Origin of the sequence: Candidatus Infernicultor aquiphilus, assembly GCF_002784285.1 — a bacterium.
GTDB classification, from domain to species: domain Bacteria; phylum Atribacterota; class Phoenicimicrobiia; order Phoenicimicrobiales; family Phoenicimicrobiaceae; genus Infernicultor; species Infernicultor aquiphilus.
The window spans coordinates 1-1,623 of sequence record NZ_PFKO01000092.1 but is presented as its reverse complement, the minus strand read 5'-3'; the positions used below and the strand labels follow the sequence as shown (position 1 = coordinate 1,623).

General features: G+C 30.6%; 1 protein-coding gene. It reads right to left on the bottom strand.

Features of this window, described 5'->3' with window-relative positions; genetic code table 11:
- Positions 1-1,623, bottom strand: a 1,623-nt coding sequence (gene pheT, locus COZ07_RS02660; protein WP_406607047.1) for a phenylalanine--tRNA ligase subunit beta, incomplete at both ends; no start/stop codon positions are given.

Below are 1,623 nucleotides of genomic sequence, written 5' to 3'. Positions count from 1 at the left end.
GTGGGGTGATTACCTGGGACTACCTCCCAATTTTTCACCTTTAAATCCTGAAGAATTACTTCAATTATACCTTTGACATTAAAAATATCCAAAGAAAATGATTTTTCCCAAAGGTCTCCGCGGCCTATCTTGGTAATCACCCCAGTGATTATTATTTTTTCCTTAGGTAAAGAATTTATTTTACTGGCATAGGGTAGATATATTTTACCTACTTCAAATATTTTAACTACCTCTGCTTGCCGATTAGTATTCCATTTTACTACTTCCAACAAACTTGAAATTATAGAAGTACGCATTAAAGAATAATCTTTCAGTATAGGATTTTTTATTTTTAGAGCATTACGCAATTTACTCTCTTCCGGTATTCTTATTTTATCAAATGTATCAGGAGAAATAAAACTATAAGTGATTACTTCATTTAAACCACAACCAATTAATATTTCTCTTATTTGATCAATTACTTTAAGTCGGAAATTTTTTCCTTCTTGGGCAATAGTAGTCTGAAACATAGAAGGTTTAATTTTATCATAACCATAAATACGGGCAATTTCTTCTATTAAATCTATTTCTCTTTCTACATCCCCTCTAAACGAAGGAGGAATTATCTCAATATATTCTCCCTGGTCTTTTTCTATATAAAAATCTAATTTTTCTAAAATATTGATAATCCGTTTCTTGGTTTTTAATTCATCTTCCTCTAAAAGATGACCCAATATTTTATTAACTCTTCCTATTCTTAAATTTATCTTACTGGGGTTGAATAATTTTTTATTAGTATCAATGGTACCTGAACTAATTTTACCAGAGGTAATCTTATTTATTAAATCAATAGCTCGATCTAAGGCAAATATTTGCACTTCTTTATCTATTCCCTTTTCGAACCTATTCGAGGCTTCAGTTCTTAAACCATATTTTATAGTACTTTTTCGATTATTAAGTGGATTAAAATAGGCTGATTCTAAAAATATATTTTTTGTATTCTGATTAATCTCAGAATGCTTTCCTCCCATTATTCCCGCAATCGCTATAGGTTCTTCTATATCAGCAATAACTAAACTATTGGCAGGCAACTGTCTCTCCACATTATCTAAGGTAAAAATAGTTTCACCTGGTTTACTTCTTCGAACTAGAATAGTTTTCCCTTTAATTAAATCAAGATCAAAGGCATGAAGTGGTTGTCCGGTTTCCATCATTACAAAATTAGTAATGTCTACTATATTATTTATTGCCCTTATTCCTAATAATTTTAATTTCCATTTTAACCATAAAGGTGATTCTTCTACTTTAATCCCTTTTATTATTCGTCCAGTATAGCGAGGGCACAAATCTTCTGCTTTAATTTTAACTGTAATATCTTTTTCAATTTTCTCCCCCTCTTCTTTTATCTTTATTTCAGGCATCTTAAGTTTGTGATTAGTAATCGCTCCTACTTCTCTGGCTATCCCAATTATACTCATTAAATCAGGACGATTGGAGTGTATTTCAAAATCAAATATTGTATCATCAAATTTTATTATTTTTCTTATATCTTCTCCTAAAGCCGTATCTTCTTCTAAAATTAATATTCCGGGAGATTTTCCTGGTTCGACACCTAATTCAGAAGCTGAACAGAGCATACCTGAA